The 19,125-nt window shown below is 39.8% G+C and carries 15 protein-coding genes; 5 read left to right on the top strand and 10 right to left on the bottom strand.

What is annotated here, in order from left to right; translation table 11 throughout:
• Positions 1–19: 19 nt before the first annotated feature.
• The 3 genes from DIZ80_15935 to DIZ80_15925 all read right to left on the bottom strand — a co-directional run bounded on the left by DIZ80_15935 (position 20) and on the right by DIZ80_15925 (position 2,815).
• Positions 20–775 carry a 1-acyl-sn-glycerol-3-phosphate acyltransferase gene (locus DIZ80_15935; protein RDH81565.1) on the bottom strand — a complete coding sequence of 252 codons (756 nt, stop codon included), beginning with the start codon at positions 773–775 and terminating at the stop codon, positions 20–22.
• A complete protein-coding gene (nadC, locus tag DIZ80_15930; protein RDH81564.1) occupies positions 772–1,602 on the bottom strand; it encodes a carboxylating nicotinate-nucleotide diphosphorylase in 831 nt (276 codons plus the stop codon). The genes DIZ80_15935 and nadC overlap by 4 nt, the downstream gene beginning before the upstream one ends.
• A 61-nt stretch (positions 1,603–1,663) precedes the next feature.
• A complete protein-coding gene (locus DIZ80_15925) occupies positions 1,664–2,815 on the bottom strand; it encodes an ergothioneine biosynthesis protein EgtB (protein RDH81563.1) in 1,152 nt (383 codons plus the stop codon).
• 206 nt (positions 2,816–3,021) lie between these two features.
• Between DIZ80_15925 and DIZ80_15920 the strand changes: the two genes are divergently transcribed.
• Complete coding sequence (locus DIZ80_15920) at positions 3,022–4,803, top strand: hypothetical protein (protein RDH81562.1); 1,782 nt, start codon at positions 3,022–3,024, stop codon at positions 4,801–4,803.
• On the opposite strand, the gene DIZ80_15915 is transcribed toward DIZ80_15920, so the two are convergent.
• From DIZ80_15915 to DIZ80_15885, 7 genes are all read right to left on the bottom strand, one after another.
• On the bottom strand, positions 4,800–5,186 hold the full coding sequence (locus DIZ80_15915) for a hypothetical protein (protein RDH81561.1): 387 nt from the start codon (positions 5,184–5,186) through the stop codon (positions 4,800–4,802). The two genes, DIZ80_15920 and DIZ80_15915, sit on opposite strands and share 4 nt — an antisense overlap.
• A gap of 26 nt (positions 5,187–5,212) precedes the next feature.
• Positions 5,213–6,079: a histidine kinase gene (locus DIZ80_15910; protein RDH81560.1), complete on the bottom strand. Its 867-nt coding sequence runs from the start codon at positions 6,077–6,079 to the stop codon at positions 5,213–5,215.
• Between the two features lie 76 nt (positions 6,080–6,155).
• Entirely contained in the window at positions 6,156–7,730 is a 1,575-nt protein-coding gene (locus DIZ80_15905) for a metal-dependent phosphohydrolase (GenBank protein RDH81559.1), read from the bottom strand.
• Positions 7,731–8,038: 308 nt separating this feature from the next.
• Positions 8,039–9,595: a hypothetical protein gene (locus DIZ80_15900; protein ID RDH81558.1), complete on the bottom strand. Its 1,557-nt coding sequence runs from the start codon at positions 9,593–9,595 to the stop codon at positions 8,039–8,041.
• Positions 9,596–9,613: 18 nt separating this feature from the next.
• Complete coding sequence (locus tag DIZ80_15895) at positions 9,614–10,924, bottom strand: amino-acid N-acetyltransferase (GenBank protein ID RDH81557.1); 1,311 nt, start codon at positions 10,922–10,924, stop codon at positions 9,614–9,616.
• Positions 10,925–11,008: 84 nt separating this feature from the next.
• Positions 11,009–12,130 carry an acetylornithine deacetylase gene (locus DIZ80_15890; protein RDH81721.1) on the bottom strand — a complete coding sequence of 374 codons (1,122 nt, stop codon included), beginning with the start codon at positions 12,128–12,130 and terminating at the stop codon, positions 11,009–11,011.
• Between the two features lie 32 nt (positions 12,131–12,162).
• Positions 12,163–13,110 (bottom strand): LysR family transcriptional regulator, encoded by a 948-nt coding sequence (locus tag DIZ80_15885; protein ID RDH81556.1) that lies wholly within the window; start codon positions 13,108–13,110, stop codon positions 12,163–12,165.
• Positions 13,111–13,333: 223 nt separating this feature from the next.
• Between DIZ80_15885 and DIZ80_15880 the strand changes: the two genes are divergently transcribed.
• The 4 genes from DIZ80_15880 (at position 13,334) to DIZ80_15865 (ending at position 19,000) form a co-directional block, all read left to right on the top strand.
• Positions 13,334–14,920 carry a methyl-accepting chemotaxis protein gene (locus DIZ80_15880; GenBank protein ID RDH81555.1) on the top strand — a complete coding sequence of 529 codons (1,587 nt, stop codon included), beginning with the start codon at positions 13,334–13,336 and terminating at the stop codon, positions 14,918–14,920.
• A gap of 169 nt (positions 14,921–15,089) precedes the next feature.
• On the top strand, positions 15,090–16,937 hold the full coding sequence (locus DIZ80_15875) for a dihydroxy-acid dehydratase (GenBank protein RDH81554.1): 1,848 nt from the start codon (positions 15,090–15,092) through the stop codon (positions 16,935–16,937).
• A 122-nt stretch (positions 16,938–17,059) separates the two neighbouring features.
• Positions 17,060–18,250, top strand: coding sequence for a phosphoribosylglycinamide formyltransferase 2 (locus DIZ80_15870; GenBank protein ID RDH81553.1), 1,191 nt, complete (start codon positions 17,060–17,062; stop codon positions 18,248–18,250).
• Positions 18,251–18,433: 183 nt separating this feature from the next.
• Positions 18,434–19,000 (top strand): hypothetical protein, encoded by a 567-nt coding sequence (locus tag DIZ80_15865; protein ID RDH81552.1) that lies wholly within the window; start codon positions 18,434–18,436, stop codon positions 18,998–19,000.
• Positions 19,001–19,125 lie beyond the last annotated feature (125 nt).

Below are 19,125 nucleotides of genomic sequence, written 5' to 3'. Positions count from 1 at the left end.
GTGTTAATCTAAAAAATATTCAGGTTTTTATTTTTAGTTTGCTGGCAATAGCCTGTCTTGCTAGTAAGGCAAGTTGCTTGTTTGACATGTCGTTATTGTTGCTTAGGTGATGGTCTATTGACTGTAGGAAATGTAGCTCTACATTTAAAGGTTTAGATTTTGTTAAACCCATGACGGAGTCCATAAATGTTAGTTCATCTATGTAAGGAACGTGTGGGTTTATTCCTTCTTTATACGGGTAGCGTAAAGCAATGGGTTGAATTTTTACCCGCGCATCTATAGCGGCCTGTAATAAACGACTATGAAATTTTCTTAAGCCTGATCCATCGGTTGTGGTGCCTTCAGGAAATATGACAACACTGCCACCCGCTTCAAGGCATTGAGTGATTTCATTGAGGGAGTTCTCTGCTGCGCCTGCTGCACCTCGTTGAATAAATAATGTGCCTGCTCTTTCAGTGAAGCGGCCAATTAATGGCCATGATTTGACTTCTGCTTTAGATAAAAAGTGTAGAGGTTTCTGCGAGGCCAGTGCAGGGATGTCGAACCATGAAATGTGATTCATAACGTAAAGTGTGGCTTCCTGATTCATTTCGCCACTTATTGATATGCGGGCTTTAAATATCTGGCATAAACGATCATTCCACCAGATGAAAAGGCGAGAAGCGGTGCTGGAATTATGTATACCATTACGTACAAATAATAATGTAAGTGTTATGCCAGAAAATAAATGCAGACTAATGCGGAATAATTTCCAGCTTAATATTAATGATTTCATGAAAAACGCATGGATAAATCCAGTGCTTTAATGTCCTTGGTCAATGCGCCAGTAGAAATATAATCAACACCTGTTCTGGCAATAGCACTGATTGTTTTAAGCGTGACATTACCCGAGGCTTCAAGCTCAGTTTTATGGTTATTTATTTTAACGGCCTGAGTGAGTGAATCTAAATCAAAGTTATCCAGCATAATACGATCGACGTTTTCATTTAAAGCTAACTGAAGCTCGTCCAAATTTTCTACTTCAACTTCTATCATTAAATCAGGGTTATGAAAACGTGCCGCTTCAACAGCTTCAGGTATGCCACCAGCTGCAAGAATGTGATTTTCTTTAATTAGAATAGCGTCGAATAATCCAACTCGATGATTGTGTCCGCCACCACAGCTAACAGCGTACTTTTGAGCTAAACGTAAACCGGGTATAGTTTTTCGAGTGTCCAGTACTTTTACATTGGTATCTTTAATTGCCGCAGCATATTCAGCTGCTTTAGTCGCCGTGCTGGATAATGTCTGTAAAAAATTTAAAGCGCTACGTTCACCGGTTAAAAGAGCTCGAGTAGATCCGCTTAAAGAACAAATTTGTTGTCCGGCTTTAACCGTGTCTCCGTCATCTACATCCCACTCAATAAATATCTGAGAATCAAGCTGGGCAAATACCTCTTCAAACCAGTCTATTCCACAAATGGTTGCATCTTCACGACTAATAACTGTTGCCAGGCTAAAGTCATCTTCAGGTATGAGTTTAGCAGTGACATCTCCATTGCCTATGTCTTCAGTAAGGGCGATGTGTACACTTTCTTCTATATAACTGTGGGGTACATGCATATGTTAGTCGTTAGTCGTTAGTCGTTAGTCGTTAGTCGTTAGTCGTTAGTGTACGGCTTATTTAATCAAATACCAGTCGTAGACCAGCGAATATATGTCTTTGATGGGCAAGGTAGTGGTTTCTGAATGATGCCCGTTTGATTTCATGACGGGTAAATACAGATGCTCCTTTTAAAACGTAGTGTTTGTTATCAAAGCATTCTAATGATGATTCTTCATATGGAAAATCTTTAAATCCATCATAAGGATAAAGCGTGTTTTCACACCATTCCCAGACATTGGTTGTATTTTTTATCAGTTCAAGTCGTGCAGCCGTTTCCCACTCATGCTCGTGAGGGAGTCGGGCGCCGGCCCACCTTGCAAAAGCACTGGCTTCGAAATGACTTATTCCGTATACCGAATCATTTGCATTCAGATCAAAAGGGCCGAGGTTATTTATGCCGTACCATTGTTCATTATTGTCTCTGCTCCAGTGTTCCGGGTGTTGTATATTGTTTTTTTCACGCCATTGCCAGCCTGATTCACTCCAGAATTCCTTACTGCTGTAACCTCTGTTTTCTATAAAAAGTAAATACTGAGCATTTGTTACGGGTGTATTGGCAATAAAAAAATCATCCAGCTGTATTTCATGTGCAGGTAACTCATTGTCATATGAAAAAGGTAACTCGCCGCCAACAGGGTAAGTGCCTTTTTTTATTTGAGTGATATTTTTTATCAGGGCAAGTGACTTTAAAGGCACTTGGGGGGTGTAAGGGTGATCCTTTTTGTCTTTATAGTGTTTTTTCAGGGCAATCTGGTTCAGTACCATACAGATAGATTCATAATGACGAGCATAATGCTGAATTATAAAATTCTCAATATACTCGTCTTTGAATAGTGGGTGATCACTTAGAGGGGGGGCTTTTTCCATGAGCAACAGATCGTTGTTGTCCTGTTGTTCTAATATGGTTTCTACGGTTGCTTTTAGTTCGGGTAGGCGAGGGCCTCGTTGGGGTACAGGGCAGTTTCTGGCTAAAAACAGAGATTTGTCTTCAGTAAACTGATTGTCTCCCTGAATTACCTCGTGTAACCAGTAGTTTTCAATAAATATACCATGACTCAGATACCAGCCAGCCGGGCTTAGGTCGTGGTGATATTGCAGTCTATACTGAATATCGTTCATGCCTTCAAATAACTTTCTAGTCTTATTTTGAATGGCACGCAGGCGAATCATGGTTGAGAGAGAAGTTGTCACAAAGATTAAATAACTCTATATTTTTACCAGATATTAACATAGCGAGGCGAGCTATAAAATATTAGTGTTAGCCGGATTAAATCTAATTAATGCTATCAATAGTTTGATCAGAAATAATAAAGATACCCTATACTTAGTTAGTATAAATCTAAACTATTCATTCTTTCAGATTCAGGATATTAACTATGCAGCAAGGCCTTGAGCAATGGCTGTCATTCTTATCAGGTAAATCCTTACCTGTTTTGAAACGTACAAAAACAGATGTACAGGCATTGATCGATCAGACACAGTTATCGATTACTCAATACTCAGGCCCGATTGTTTATGATGCTGGTTTTAGTGCGCAAATTTTTTGTCATGTTAATACTCAGCGTGAAAAGTCGGGGAAAAACCCGTTAACGACAATGGGTAATGCATTATCTCATTTAGGACAGGCCGCTTTTCAGAGCTTTCTTAATGAAACGCCATTGCTTGAAAATCTTAATTTGTCAGACAAAAACAGTCAGGGATATATGCGTGTTTTGGGGCTTGCATGTCACGCCTCTTTACAGGCAAAAGAATGGGCGCAACAGCGAAATGTAGCCGAAACGGAAGAAACTCAACTGGCGACATTGCTGCAAAGTATTACCGAATTATTGCTCTGGTGTTATGGCGATGATGTAATGCCTAAAATAGAAGAATTATGTTATGTAAAAAAACAGAACTATGAGCAGGCTGCAAAAGCTGTGCTGGGGTGTGGTATGCGAGAGTTAGGGGCTAAACTGTCGGCTGCATGGAATTTACCTGAAATGGCAACACTTGGTCTGACTACCAGACAGGATGATTTTACCTTAGCTACCGGAGTGTCTTTGTCTTCGGAGATGAGTAGAATTGTCGCTTTAAACTGGTATGGAAAAGATGCAACGGAGATTATTAAACGAATTGCGAAATACAAAGGGAGGGCAGAAGGTGAAATTGAACGCCGATTGCACCTTAATGCGGTTAATGTAAATGACACTCTTATAGGTAAAGGATATGCTGCGCCGGCAAAACTTCTGTTTCAACTAGCGGATGACAAATATAAATATCCTCAATTTATATTAAGTAATGAAGAGCAGAATAAAAATAATCATGAGCAAGCAGATGAAATTAAAAGTGTTATAAATAAAACGCATAGTAAAGATAAAATAAAGACAGAAAATGAAGTTAAGAAAAAAGTAAAGAGAGCAGATGTCGGGAAAGATAATGTCAAGTCAATAGATAAGCCTGAAATTAAAACATCAGCAGCAAGGGATGTAATATTAGAAAAAATAAAAGCCAGAAAAGTAGCGGCTGAACAGGAAGAGAAAACACGTATCAGTTCTCGGGAAATAGAAAAATCTCCTTCTGATCTACCTGTGAACAAATTAAAGCCAGTAGAAGTTAAAAAAGTAAAGTCCGGGTCTATACCTGAAAATAAAAAAACTGCTGCAATTAGCAAGGATCTTGCGGCATCAATTAAATGTTTTCAGGAAATGGTCGCGCAGGCAAAACCAGCTCATGACCTTATTGAGTATGCGGTTAAAACTTGTTTATTATGCGGTGTGCAAAGATGCGTTTTTGCTATTAAATTACCGGGTAAAGAAATGATGGTATCTCGTTATTCTGCTCAGGTTTCAGATGATTTGGCTATCAATAATTTTAAAATACCGATTAATAAACCCCATGTTTTTAAGTTATTGATGGAGAAAAGCAGGAATTTATTTTTGAATGAATCAAATGCTGGTAAATACTGGAACTTTATTCCTGAAACGGTAAAGCTGGCAATTGGTGTGAGAAGTTTTTTTGCAATGTCTATTTTTGTAAATAATCATGCTATGGGACTGATGTATGCTGATAAAGTGAAAGGAGAATTGACTCAGGCAGAATTTTCACAGTTTCAGGGAGTTTGTCGTTTGTTAGCTAAAGGTATAATGCAATCGGCCAAAAACAAATCTGATAAAAATTAGATTTCCTGTAAATATTTCCATACACGTGTTTTGATGTCATCGTGCTGAAATGGTTTGAGAATATAACCGGCGGCTCCAAGTTGAATGCATTCACTGATAGAGTCAGGATCTGATTTTGCTGTGAGCATAATGACTTTTGTTTTCTGTAATAATTTCTTGTTGTTTAATGCTTTTAATAATTCAACTCCGGTTATGCCAGGCATTTCTATGTCCATTAATATAATGTCGAAATGATGTTTGTTTATCAGTTTAATGGCTTCAGCTGCACTTTCAGTAGAGTAAAAAGTATAACCTTCATCTTCCATTAAGGTTTTCATTAAAGCAGTTAAAATGTCAGAATCATCAATGGATAATACTGTGTAGTCTGATTTGTTTTTCGTCATAAGCAGAGTTGTTTATCTCAATTGATTTAATACATATTTAATTTTTCAATAACCGAATCAGAGATGTCTTCAAAATCGGGCTCACTGATTCCCAGGAAATCAAAAATACCGGTTTTAATTGATTTCCATTCGTTATCTTCATGGTCTTTACCCAGTACTGCATGCACATGAGAAATATGCTCAGACATTTTTAATATGGCTAAAATAGTATCTGCTTCAGTGCTGTAATCATTTTGTTTAAAACTCAAACGTTCAAAATTATGATGGTCGCGTATTGCTATACGCAGGTGTTCAGGTAGTTTCCAGGCGCGTGAAACCATATATCCAAGAACAGCATGATTTGTAGAGTAGTTTTCATTTTCAATTTGAGTAATCCGTTTATCGGTAGCGTTATATGCGGATTGTATAGTGGCAAGATAATCTTCGTGTTTATCCATTAAAATAGGTATGCCGCAGTTATGGAATAAGCCGAGTGTATAGGCTTCATCAGTAGAGCCAAAACCAAGTATATGCACCAGTGTAGCAGCCGTGTTTGCAACATCATTCGCTGTTTGCCAGAAGTCTGACAGGTCCTTGTTCTGATAGTTTCCAGCCTGTGCATGAAGTAACTGGCAGTTGACTATATTCTTAACCGCTTTTAATCCAAGTAGCATTGCGGCCTGCTGTATAGAGGTGATGTGATTAGCCAGGCCGTAATATGATGAATTTATAGTTTGTAATAAACCTGATGATAGCGCTACATCCTGACTGATGATGTCAGCAATAGTGTTCAGGTTATCATCGGCATTTTGAATTTCAGCGAGAATGTGTGGTTGGGGTGGAATGTTATAGTTACGAATAAGTTTTGTTAATTCTGCCTCATTCATGTCAGGTTCTGTAGAAGGAGAGCTCATTGTATTAACCTGCTATAACTGTTTGTCTGATTAAATGTTTAGAGTTATAGATTATAGTCCATAAGACAGGTATCGATCAGTCGTCACCAAGCTCTTTTCTAAAGTCAGCAAAGCTTTCAAAGTTATTTATAAAGATATCAACCAGTTCGGGGTCAAAGTGCTTGTTTTTCTGATCAGAAAAATATTTTTTAATGTCACTTTCTGACCATGCGTCTTTGTAACAGCGAGAGCTCGAAAGAGCATCAAATACATCAACAATAGAAATAATGCGCCCAAATATATGTATGTCCCGTCCACTTAACCCCTGTGGGTAACCACTTCCATCCCATTTTTCCTGATGTTGATACGCGATTGTAGCTGCAGCCTGAAATATAGGGCGAGATGAGTGTTTAAGTAAATCATAACCAATGGTGGTGTGAGTTTTCATTACTTCAAATTCATCATCAGTTAGCTTTTCGGGTTTCAAAAGAATATTGTCTGGGATACCTATTTTCCCCACATCATGCATAGGTGAGGCCAGACGTATTAACTCAGCTTCTTCTTCAGGTAGACCGGCCAGTTTAGCCAGTTTTCTGGACATTTCAGAAACACGAGCAATATGATTTCCTGTTTCATTAGAGCGGAATTCGGTTGTTGAGCCCAGAGTGAAGATAACTTCTTTCTGGGTCTCAAGAATTTCTTCATTCAATTCTACATTTTCAAAAGCAACGGTGACATTGGCGCTAAAAATATCAAGTAATGATTGTTCTATTTTGTTTAATTTTTTGTAACCATCTATATAAATCAGACTATTATTTCTAAGGTATACAATGCAGCTATCATCAGTAAATACATTGTGCTTTTCTTGATAAGCAATATTTATATGGTGAATAATGTCTGGAGTGAGTGTTTGATTAACAGGTCGATTGATCTGGTCTTCAAACTTTCCTGTGCCAGAAATTATAATCATATTATTGGCATCATTTGTATCTAGCTGTTTGTTTTTATGGCCGATAAAACTGGAGGAGTGACCGTAAAATGCGCTTTCATCGATGCCGATGATTGACATAACCTGCATGAGCACACCAGAAACAAGCTTTTCCATCGATTGCTGTCGAAAAATATCAGCAGTTGCATTAATTATTTTTTCTAAACCCTGTCTGCTTTGTTCAAGGCGAATTATGTCATTGTAACTGCGTAAAGCAGTGTAAACAGTTGTGAATAATTTTTTTGATGTAAGCTCTGTTTTTTCCTTGTAATCATTTATGTCATATTTCTGTATTACATCAAGTTCCGGTGCACTTCCAGGTTGCCCGGTACGTAAAATAATACGTACCGATTGATTATTTAACTGATTACGAATCACCTCAACAGCAGCGAGACCGGAGTCATCCGTTTCCATAACAACATCAAGCAATAGAAGGGCTGTGTCCGGATTTTGTTTGAGTATTTCTATGGCCTGCTTGCCGGTATATGCGTGCAAAAATGTAATCGGTTTATTTTCATACCGAATGTCTTTCAGTGCGAGTGTAGTTATTTCATGTATAGATGGTTCGTCATCTGCTATGAGGATTTTCCAGCTTGAACTGGAATGAGTAGAATCACCGTCTGGATTGTTTTCTTGATGCGTTACTTCGTTGTCATCAATAAACTCAAAAATATCATCGGACATTGTTACTGCTTACACCGTGTCAAAATACCTTGCTGACCATCCCGGTACAAAAAGGTGAAAAATTATTTTTATCGGTACTTCCATTTTCCGGCGCCCATAATAAATAAAACAGGACAAACTTGTAGTGTGGTGACATTTATTAACCCAAACGGGTGATTAAATGTTTGTATTTAAGTGTTTCTCTATATATTTAGAGATGTTTATTCGAGACTACCACAACCATATTGAAAAGTGCTAATCATTTACAATGCGTACTGACAGGCGTAAGGAGTGAATGAGGTTATAGAAAACATTTATTGATGGTGGTTTCAGGGTGATATGACGGGCAATTTAATATCAAAACAAAGCCCTGTTTTAATGTTTGATATTGATATTTCACCCTTCAATTGTTGTGTAATTATATTATAAACCAGATGTAAACCTAAACCACTGCCACCTCTTCCTCTGCGTGTAGTAAAAAATGGGTCGAATGCTTTTTTTCTGTTTTCATCTGAAATGCCAAATCCGTCATCGCAGTAAGTTATCTGAATGTGATTGTCTATTTTTAATATGGTTATATTGATATTTCCTTCATCACCATTATTGAATCCATGAATTAATGAGTTTGTGATTAAGTTACTCATAACCTGAGAATATGATCCCGGGAAACTATCTATTTCTAAATCGTCCGGGCATTCAAGATGGGTTTTAATTTTAGTTACTTTTATTTTAGGGTGTAGGCTGAGTAAAGTTTCTTCTATTGTTTCTTTTATATTGAAGCATCGTCTGTCTTCAGACGTCTGGTCGACAGCAATTTGTTTGAAGCTTCGGATAAGTTTTGCTGCTCGTTCAAGGTTTCGTAATAAAATATTACTGCCTTCATTTGCATCGTGTAAAAAATCTGAAAATTCGGTTTTAGTTATTTTTCCATTTTCGAACTTTTTAGAAAAAACATGAACAGAATCCTGTAAGTGTGAGGCTGCTGTAACGCCAATACCAACGGGTGTATTTATTTCATGCGCAACACCTGCAACCAGCTCTCCCAGAGATGCCATTTTTTCATTTTGTACCAACTGGTCACGCGTGTTGTTGAGGTTTTCAATAGAATCAACCAGATTTCGATTGGTTTTAATTAAAACTCGACTGGTATTATCAAGTTCTAGTGATTTCTGTTCAGCAATGCCTCTTGCTGAGTCTGCTGCTTCACGGTTTTTATTAAGTTCTTCGAGCAAGTTAACTACATGTTTGCTTATTTTAAATATGATGATCAGGCCAAATAACAATGCGAATAACATGATACCGATATTGACATTAATAATTTGTGATAATTTATTATTTAATGTTCGACTATTTTTCTGTGAAATAATGGTGTGATCACGAATTAGTTGATCTATGGTTTCGTCTATGGATAAATAGTTTTGAATTATTTTTCTGGCATTGTTCCAGTGTTCGAAGTTATTAGTAATAAGTTGTGATTTTTTTATAAAATCCTGATTTTCTTTTATGTTTTTTGAAAGCGAGTTTATGAGAGGGGTATTGTTTTTGGATAATGATATTAGTTTTTTTAACTCGGTATTTAATCGGTTATTTGATTTTTTATAAGCCCCCAGCATTTCCTTATTGGGTTTTGCCAGCCAGGTGTTAATTAACTGATTGCTTTCATTTATAGTTAACTTTAATGTGATCATCTGTAAAGTGACAGGGTGGCTGTTTTTATGTGTTTCTGTACCTAATGAAATAATTTCTGAACCAGTTTTATAGGTAATAGCCATGGCTGCGAACAGAATGCAGAAAATAATAGCATAACTGGCTATCAGTAATAATCGGATGTGTTGACCGTGTTGGTCGTGTTTTAAATCATTAATGAGGCTGTAGAAACGATGCATGAACTAGCTGTGATCCGATTATAAATTTTTAATATATATCTTAGAGTTTCTTTGTGCGTTATACATATCTCTGCGTTGAATAGGTATCTGCTTTAAATCGCCTTCGATAAAACCCTTTTCTATAAACCAGTGTGCAGTATGAGTGGTTAGTATAAATAACTGGTTTATATGATTATGTCTGCATTGTTGTTGAACGTGTTGTATTAATTCACCAGCACGTCCCTGTTTCTGGTAGTCGTTATGAACGGCTACACATGCTAGTTCAGCACAGTGATTATCGTAAGGATAAAGTGCTGCACAGGCGATGATCATTCCATCACGTTCTATAACGGTAAACTGTTCAATTTCAAGTTCGAGTTGTTCGCGTGAGCGGTGAGCTAGAACATTCTGTTGTTCCAGGGGTTGAATCAATTCTAGTATGCCGCCGACATCATTTATATTGGCCTGACGTAACCCTTCATAGGTGTCTGTGGTGATCATCGTGCCACTGCCGTCTCTAGTATATAGTTCAAGCAGTAATGCGCCATCTGTTTCATGGCTGATTAAATGCGCTCTGCGAACACCTTTTTTACAGGCATTAACTGCGCTGCAAAGATGTAGCTGAGTGATTTCGTCATTGTTATTTTTTTCTGAAAGTGATTCTGCTTCTGTCAGGCTTAACTGATGCACAATTTTTTTCTGTTCATTTTGTACGCCTGCTGCGGGCATCATAAAAATGAGCTTGTCAGCGCCTAATGCACTTGCTGCTGCAGTGGCCACATCTTCAGCGCGGCAATTAAATGCCTCACCGCTGGGTGAATAGGCTATGGGTGAGAGTAATACAATATTATTCAGCGAGAGTTGTTGCTGAATTGCATTGGTATTAACTTTTCTAATGTCACCTGTAAAACCAAAATCTATGCCCTGTCTAACTCCATAGGGTCTGGCTGTTACAAAGTTTCCGGAGATAACGCTTAATGCAGCACCGGCCATGGGAGTATTAATTAGCCCCTTAGATAAATGTGTTTCTATATTTACTCGAACCTGTCCGACTGCCTGCTCAATGCCGGGTAGTATTTTAGCGGGTGTGATGCGCCAGCCATTGTGAAAATCAGATTTAATTTTCAATGTTTCAAGCTGTTGTTTTATTTGTGGGCGTGCACCATGAACCAGCACCAGTTTTACGCCAAGACTATTAAGTAGAGCGATATCATGAATTAAATGGGGGAAACCATCGTGAGTGATAGTTTCGCCTGAAATATAAATAACAAACGTGCGCCCGCGATGGCTATGAATATAAGGTGAAGATCCACGGAACCAGTCTACGTATTGTTGTTTATTTGATGTCATTGTTGGTTAATTTTTCCAGTTTGTTTTGTTCAGCTCTTCCCCGATGGAGGTGTGCCATGGCAGTGCAACTGACTCTGCACATATTTAAGCCTGAATACAAAACTTATGTATCAGTTTTTTCAGTATATCTACTGTCGGTTCAATCCGATCAATATCTAAATATTCATCCGGTTGGTGGGCCTGTGCAATATCACCCGGCCCCAATACAATAGTGTCTATGCCCATTTCAGTCAAATAAGGTGCCTCAGTTCCAAACGCGACACTACCTGCAATATGACCAGTGAGTTTTTCTGCTGCTTTGACTAATGCAGATTCAGTTGGCGTTTCCATTGAAGGAATACCAGAGAATAAAGGTAGAACCTCCAGTGTAAAGCCATGAGCGGGCATCACTTTTTGCAGGCGCTGTTTTAACTCGGTGCGTAAGTTCTCTAGCGTCATACCCGGTAAGGGGCGAATATCAATATGCAGCTCACAGGTACCACAAATTCGATTTGGATTATCGCCTCCGTGTATATGCCCAAAATTCATGGTTGGTACGGGTACTTCAAATAAGTGATTGGTGTATTGCTGTTGTAATTCATCCCGCCATAACATTAATTCGGCTATGACTTTATGCATGGCTTCTAAAGCATTATGTCCATAGGCAGGGTTGCTTGAATGTCCCGCAAGGCCGGTAATACGAATCGCCTCCATCATAATGCCTTTATGCATACGAATGGGTTTCATGCCTGTTGGCTCACCAATAACTGCGTAACGAGCGGCGGGTTTTCCAGCATCGACGAGAGCTTTCGCTCCGGCCATTGTGGTTTCTTCGTCAGATGTTGCGAGTATTATGAGCGGTTGTTTATATTCTTTTTTCTCAAAACTAATTGCTGCTTCAATGGCGAGCGCTAGAAAGGCTTTCATGTCTGATGTGCCCAGACCATAAAACTTTCCATCTTTTTCAGTTAACTTAAAAGGGTTGTGTTGCCAGTGATTTTCATCATATGGAACCGTATCTGTATGCCCGGCCAGAATGAGACCACCTGACCCTGAGCCCAGAGTGGCTATAAGATTGGCTTTACCGTTTGCAACTGCAAGCTCCTCAACTTTAAACCCTAGTTCATTTAACCAGTTTGCTAACAGGTGTATTACCGGTAAGTTGCTCTGATCAATTTTGGGGTCAACGCAGCTTACAGATGGCGTAGCAATGAGTTGCTGAATCATTGTCAGTGTATCGGGTTTAGAGTTGGCTTTATTCACAGTCGTTGTTTATTTGTCTGGGTTGTTTCTTCAGTCAGCATATTTACGCCACTAAGAGAGCATTTTAGAATTTGCTGACGTAATACTTCAATTGCTTCAGGTCGGGTAAACCCCTTACGCCAGGCCAGGGCAACGCGACGTTGTGGTGCTGGGTTAATAAAAGGGATCATTTTTATTAACGGATTGTTTGTTGCTTTTTGCTTTGAACTGGAAGGAAGTACCGTAATGCCCGTGCCGCTTGCCACCATATGGCGAATAGTTTCCAGTGACCCTCCTGCCAGACTTTCCTGTAAATTACTGGATGAGCTGCAGTCAGGGCAAGCCTGCAATACCTGGTCACGAAAACAATGCCCGGGGCCGAGTAACAACAGATTTTCCTGAGCCAGTTCATTTGCTTTTATCTGTTGACGGTCTTGCCAGTGGTGGCTGACAGGTATAACTGCTTCAAACGGTTCGTCATATACAGCCTGTGTCATTACGCCTGCTTCATTAAATGGCAGGGCAATAAGTATGACATCGAGTTTGCCCTGTTTTAATTGTTCGGAAAGTACTGCTGTGAAATTTTCTTCCAGTCGTAATTGCATTTGTGGTGCGCGTTTATGCAGACGCGGAATGAGTTCAGGTAATAAATAGGGAGCAATTGTATATATGGCTCCGAGTCTTAGGGGCGCTGCTAATGGATCCTGATGGGCCTGAGCCAGCGTTTTCAGGTGTGATGCCTGATCCAGGACCTTTTGAGCCTGCTCTATAATTTGTGCACCTTGTTCGGTAATGCGTAATTCATTACGGGCTTCACGTTCAAAAATACTCAGCTCTAATTCTTCTTCAAGTTTTTTGATACCCAGACTTAACGTCGGCTGGCTAACGAAGCAGGCTTTAGCAGCTTTACCAAAGTGTTTGTATTGCGCGACCGCAACGATATATTTTAATTCTGTTAGTGTCATGGGCTGATTGTAGCTGAATCTGAGCTAATTTCATTTATAAAATCAATCATAAGACTGTTTATGAATAAATAATTTCGCTAAAGTCTTTCTGTTGTTTGTCGATATCTTTGCTATAACAATACTTAAAGCTGAAAAGATCATTGCAGGGTCGTTCGCTCTAAATAAAGTGAGAAACAAAGTGATAAAGAAATATATCTGTTCAAGCATTCGCAATAAATTACTTATGATTACCGGTTTTGGAACCTCCCTTGTTCTGGCTGCAACTGTTTATGGTGTTTATAGTGGGTGGGTTGTAAAGCAGGAAATGTCAGATGCTATACATCATGCATTGAAAGTTGAAGCGGAATTTACTGATATTTCGGTGGGTTTTAGATCCCAGGTTCAGGACTGGAAAAATGTGCTGATAAGGGGGCATGAAGACTCACAGAGAAAAAAATACTGGGGAAAATTTTTAAAAAAACATGAAAATGTACAGCATGAAATTGATCTGTTAAGTGCCGATGTGCATGATGCCAAGATTGAGCAGAGTTTGAGTAAAGTTAAAGCAGAGCACGCTCATCTTTTGCCGTTATATAAAAAAGGGTTGGAGATTTTTGTAAGCTCGGGTTATGACTATAAAGTGGGAGATAAATCTGTAAAAGGCATCGACCAGAAAACCACTAAAATGCTAGAAGTTGTATCGGAGCAATTAGGGGCAAGTGTAAGGAGAATTATAGCGAGAAGTGAACAGCATGCTATGGAAGGTGTGGAAATTACCGTAATTTCACTCATTATCTCTGTTGTGGCTGCATTTTTAGTATTCCTGATTATGGTTAGAAAAATCATTGTTGTACCTGCGCAGGCAGTGGCTCAGGATTTGTCATTAATGGCATCGGGAGATTTTACTCATGAGATAACAGTCGACTCGGCTGATGAATTAGGTCAGGTAGCCGATAGTGCATCAATATTAAGAGATGATATCGGTAATATCGTTAATCAGATTAACCAGTCGGTATACAAACTTTCAACTTCAGCAGAAGAAATGGCGCATAGTACAGAACAGTCTAGTCAGGCGATGGGTCAACAGCGGATGGAAACTGACCAGGTGGCGACTGCGATGAATGAAATGACTGCAACGGTGCATGAAGTTGCGCAAAATGCACAGCTTGCAGCAGACTCGGCTAATCAGGCAAATAGCGAAGTTAATACCGGGCAGAGTGTTGTTAATGAATCTATTAGTGCAATTTCGAAATTAGTACAGCAGGTAGAAAGAGCAGCGGATGTTATTCATGCCCTGGAAAATGATTCGGTAGAAATAGGTTCGGTACTGGATGTTATTCGTGGTATTGCAGAACAAACAAATCTATTGGCGTTAAATGCGGCAATAGAAGCGGCTCGTGCGGGTGAGCAGGGTCGAGGTTTTGCCGTTGTTGCAGATGAAGTGCGGGTTCTGGCGCAGCGTACTCAAACATCAACAGAAGAAATTCAAAGTATGATTGAAAAGCTGCAAAGTGGTGCTCAGCAGGCTGTTGAAGCAATGAATCAGAGTCGTTCACAGGCTGATGTAACTCGAGATACAGCAGCACGTGCAGGAGAAGTGTTAACCAGTATTACTTCATCCGTTACTAATATTAATGATATGAATACCCTGATTGCAAGCTCGGCAGAAGAGCAAAATGCAGTGGCTGAAGAAATTAATCGCAGTATTGTGAGTATTTCGCAGGGTGCTGAAGTTTCTTCAGATGGTGCGACTCATATGGCGGAAACATCGGAAGATTTACGCAATGTAGCTGAGGAGCTTAAACACGTTATTTCCAGGCTCAAGATTTAAAGAGCAGTCGTAAGTCAGAAGTCTACAGTCTTAAGTCAAAAGCGGGCCCTCCAATGGAGAGCCCGCTTTTTTTGTGTTTTAGACTTACGACTTGTGACTTATGACTTACGACTTATAGGTTATTCATTTACAATATCAGTCTTCAATTAAATTAATAAAAGGTCTCAAAATGCCAGTTTATCGCTCTCGAACGTCAACCCATGGTCGAAACATGGCAGGTGCCCGTGCGCTATGGCGTGCCACAGGTATGAAAGATGGGGACTTTGAAAAACCGATTATTGCGATTGCTAATTCATTTACCCAGTTTGTTCCCGGTCATGTGCATTTAAAAGATATGGGGCAGCTGGTAGCGCGTGAAGTAGAAAAAGCCGGCGGTATTGCAAAAGAGTTTAATACTATTGCTGTTGATGACGGTATTGCCATGGGTCATGGTGGCATGTTGTATTCATTGCCTTCGCGGGAAATTATTGCGGATTCAGTTGAGTATATGGTGAATGCGCACTGTGCAGATGCCATTGTCTGTATATCAAATTGCGACAAAATTACTCCGGGCATGTTACTGGCTTCAATGCGTTTAAATATACCGGTTATTTTTGTTTCCGGTGGGCCAATGGAATCGGGTAAATCAGAAATGCTGGGTGAAGAAGTGCATTTAGATTTAGTGGATGCCATGGTCATGGCCGCAGATGATAACCAGTCTGATGAAATCGTAGCGCAGGTAGAGCGTTCAGCCTGTCCAACCTGTGGATCCTGTTCGGGTATGTTTACAGCAAACTCAATGAACTGTTTGACAGAAGCCTTAGGGTTGTCTTTGCCTGGTAACGGGTCATTGCTAGCAACTCATGCGTATCGTGAAGAGTTATTTTTAGAAGCAGGTCGACGTATTGTGGCGATAACCAGAGATCATTATGAAAATGATAACTACGATATGCTGCCTCGCTCGATTGCGAATTTTAAAGCGTTTGAAAACGCTATGTGTCTTGATATTGCTATGGGTGGTTCAACCAATACGGTGTTGCATTTACTGGCGGCTGCACAGGAAGGTGAAGTGAATTTCACTATGGATGATATTGATCGTCTTTCACGTAAAGTGCCTAATCTCTGTAAGGTTGCACCGGCAACACAGAAATATCATATGGAAGATGTTCATCGTGCCGGTGGTGTGATGGGTATACTAGGTGAACTAGACCGTGCAGATTGTTTGCATACCGAACTGCCTACGGTGCATAGCGCCAGCATGGCGGATGCATTAGCAAAATGGGATATCGCTGTATCGGATGATGACGCGGCTAAAAAACTTTTTTCAGCTGCGCCGGGTAATGTGCCGACACAACAGGCTTTTTCTCAGGAAAAAGTCTGGCCATTAGATACTGATCGTGCCAATGGTTGTATTCATAATCTGGAAAATGCCTATTCACTCGATGGTGGTCTGGCTGTTCTCTTTGGCAATATTGCCGAGCTGGGTTGTATTGTTAAAACCGCAGGTGTAGATGAAGATAATTTAACCTTTACCGGAAAAGCACGCATTTTTGAATCTCAGGATGATGCGGTAGCCACTATTTTAGATGATAAAGTTATTGCAGGAGATGTGGTTATTATTCGTTATGAAGGCCCCAAGGGTGGTCCGGGTATGCAGGAGATGTTGTACCCAACTTCTTATCTGAAATCAAAAGGCCTGGGTAAGGCCTGTGCATTATTAACTGATGGCCGATTCTCCGGTGGAACATCTGGTTTATCAATTGGGCATGCTTCGCCGGAAGCCGCGGAAGGTGGTGCGATTGGTCTGGTTGAAGAAGGCGATAAAATAGAAATCGATATTCCAAATCGAACGATTAATTTAGCGATTTCAGACGATGAATTATCTCAACGTAGAACCAGGATGGATGCAAAAGGAAAAGATGCATGGAAGCCGGTTGGGCGTGAGCGAGTTGTAAGCAACGCGCTTAAAGCATATGCAGCGATGACGACCAGTGCGGCGCGTGGTGCGGTGCGAGATGTTTCTCAATTGGAAAAATAAATAAAAAGATAGTCAGAAGTCGTAAGTCAAAACAAAAAGTCAAAAGCCAGCTCCCCAAACAAGGGTCAGCTTTAGATTCTGGCGTACGATTATTTTCAAAAGCATCTGTTTAAAGGTTAAATATGAAAATAGGAACTCCATTATCCACGACAGCAACAAAAGTTATGTTGCTGGGCTCTGGTGAACTTGGTAAAGAAGTTATTATCGAGTTACAGCGTTTCGGTATTGAAGTGATCGCTGTTGATCGTTATGAAAATGCACCGGGACATCAGGTTGCGCATCGTTCCTATGTTATTGATATGACCGATGGTGATGCGTTAAAAGCGCTGGTTAAAAAAGAGCGTCCAGATTTAATTGTGCCAGAAATAGAGGCGATAGTTACTGATATGCTGGCAGTAATTGAAGAAGAAGGTCTGGCTGAAGTTATTCCTACTGCACGTGCTACTCAGCTTACTATGAATCGTGAAGGTATTCGTCGGTTGGCGGCAGAAGATTTAAAGCTTGAAACATCTGATTATATTTTTGCTGATAGTTTTGAAGAGTTACAGCAGGCAGCAAAACTGATAGGTTTTCCCTGCATTATAAAACCGGTGATGTCTTCGTCAGGTAAGGGGCAATCACGACTGGAGTCTGAAAGTGATGTGGAGGCCGCATGGCAATATGCTATGGATGCGGGCAGGGTTAATCATGGCAGAGTCATTGTTGAGGGTGTAGTCGATTTTGATTATGAAATTACCCAGTTAACGGTTAGAGCGCTAAATTCTGATGATGAAATTGAAACGCATTTCTGCGCACCTGTTGGCCATATTCAAAAAAATGGTGATTATGTTGAGAGCTGGCAACCTCACCCTATGTCAGAAAGCGCATTAGAAAAATCCAGAGATATTGCAGAAAAAGTGACCACAGCCCTGGGTGGTCGTGGTTTATTTGGTGTTGAACTGTTTATAAAAGGTGATGAGGTTTATTTTAGTGAAGTAAGCCCAAGACCCCATGATACCGGTCTGGTAACAATCATAACTCAATGGCAATCTGAATTTGCATTACATGCACGTGCCGTGCTCGGCTTGCCCGTGGACACCAGTTTACGATGTGATGGTGCAAGTGCTGTTATATATGGTGGTAAAAATGCAAAGGCTATTTCTTTTGATAATATAGAAAAAGCATTAAGTGTACCTTCAACGGAAATTCGTTTGTTCGGAAAACCTGAAGCATTTGAAAAACGTCGTATGGGTGTTGCAGTCTCAAGTGGTAGCTCAATAGATGAGGCTCGTGGCAGAGCAAGGTTGGCTGCTTCCACGGTTAAACCTGTATAAGTCTGAGTTTGTTATACCTGGGGCTGAATATTATTTTTTAGTGTTTTTTCTCGTCTTGTCTGTACTTAAATATTTGTCGTTAAGTCTTTTTTAAGGCGAGTTGAATCATTTTCATTATATTGTTAAATGTTTGATCTACACTCAGATGTATACCGTCTTTTTTAAAGTTAAGAGATATAATAAATGTCTGAGATCAAAAAAAATTCAAGTTCTACAGCTAATCATCCCGACCTTGACTGGAGTCAGGTAAAAGAAACTGTGCTGATGCTAAAACTGGCGGCAGCTCAGGTAGAGTTTTCATTAAAAGACGGCTCAAATTCAGTGAATACTCTGACCGACTCTTTTACCAGTATGGCGGGGAGTATAAAAGCAATCGAATTAGGCACATCAGGTTTATTTGAGAAATATAATGTGGATGAAAGTGATCAACAAATAGTAGTTGATAACTGTCAGCAGGTCTCAAGTAAGATGCAGCAGGCTATTGTTGCGTTTCAGTTTTATGATACGCTGGTGCAGAGAATGGATCATGTTGTTAATAGTCTGTCCAAACTGGGTGATCTGGTGAGTGATCCAGCGAGACTGTATTCACCCCATGAGTGGGGCGCTTTACAGGAAGTGATTCGAAGTCGTTACACAATGGAAAAGGAACGTGTTCTGTTTGATGCGATTCTTAACGGGGAAGACATGATGGAGGTGCTGGAAAAAATGCATCAGGTTGCTACTACAGAAGATGAAATTGAGTTGTTCTGATTTTTAGATGATATTTTTAGTGTGAATTATTAACAAAACCACCTAAATATCTATTTTTATTGATTTTTTCCTTTACCTTTGTTTTTTATTGGACTATTGTTTATTACAACGAAATGATGAAAGCA

The organism is endosymbiont of Galathealinum brachiosum (assembly GCA_003349885.1).
In the GTDB taxonomy this organism is placed as follows: domain Bacteria; phylum Pseudomonadota; class Gammaproteobacteria; order SZUA-229; family SZUA-229; genus SZUA-229.
Note: the sequence above shows the minus strand (reverse complement) of the source record. Positions and strands in the feature narration are given on the sequence as shown.